This is a genomic window from Halorubrum sp. SD41 (assembly GCF_058630335.1).
The window spans coordinates 1-1,134 of sequence record NZ_JBZVGZ010000055.1 but is presented as its reverse complement, the minus strand read 5'-3'; the positions used below and the strand labels follow the sequence as shown (position 1 = coordinate 1,134).

Genomic DNA, 1,134 nt, shown 5'->3' with positions numbered 1-1,134 from the left:
AAACGACCGAGGAGCGATCCTCTAGTAGGAAGAGAGACGAGCCGGCGTCGTGTCGTGCGTTTTGAAAAACGACCCAGGGAGTGCACTTGATTGGCGAGTCTAACCCGTGAACCGGGGAAGGCGCAGGGAAACCGATACGGCCGCAGCACATTCGTGCGAGGGCCACCGTGTTCAAGCGCGGGGAGTCAATCGGGTGCGACCCGAAACCAGGCGATCTACGCGCGAGCAAGGTGAAGCGTGGCGAAAGCCACGTGGAGGCCTGTTAGAGTTGGTGTTCTACAATACCCTCTCGTGACTCGTGTGTAGGGGTGAAAGGCCCATCGAGCCTGGCAACAGCTGGTTCCAACCGAAACATGTCGAAGCATGACCTCTCCCGAGATAGCCCGCGGGGTAGAGCTACCGATTGGATGACCCGCCTCCGAGAGGAGTCGGCCATCCTGTCGAACTCCAAACCCGCAGGCGTCGCAGACGGAGGGAGTCCGGTGCGCGGGGTAAGCCTGTGTACCGTGAGGGGAACAACCCAGAGCCGGGTTAAGGTCCCAAAGTGTAGATTAAGTGCGATTCGAAGGTGGTCTCAAGCCCTAAACAGCCGGGAGGTGAGCTTAGAAGCAGCTACCCGCTAAGAAAAGCGTAACAGCTTACCGGCCGAGGTTTGAGGCGCCCAAAATGATCGGGGCTCAAATCTACCACCGAGACCTGGCCGTGCCCTTGACAGGGGCAACCGCGTAGGTTGGCGTACTGGTCGGACGGAAGCCCGGGCGAGAGCTCGTGTGGACCGTCCAGTAACGACAATCCTGGTCACAGTAGCAGCGATAGTCGGGTGAGAACCTCGACGGCCTGAAGAGCAAGGGTTCCTCGGCACTGCCGTTCAGCCGAGGGTTAGCCGGTCCTAAGGTGTACCACAACTTGACTACACCGACGGGAAGCTGGTTAATATTCCAGCGCCATCGTGCAGTAAACGCCGACGCCGTGTGGAACGCTGAGCCGGGCACTCGCCCGGTCGAATCGTGGAAACTCGTGGACGCCGTCACGGCACGAAGCGAGCGAAGCGCGAAACAGCGAAAGTCAGCCGTACATAGGGCCCGTGAAAAGGCAAGCACGATGTCCGTACCGAGATCCGACACAGGTGCTCTG

At 59.8% G+C, this 1,134-nt stretch carries 1 rRNA gene; it reads left to right on the top strand.

The annotated features are described in order from the left end of the window. Nucleotides 1–1,134, top strand: a 23S ribosomal RNA gene (locus tag AC4NMM_RS15240); the annotation flags it as partial.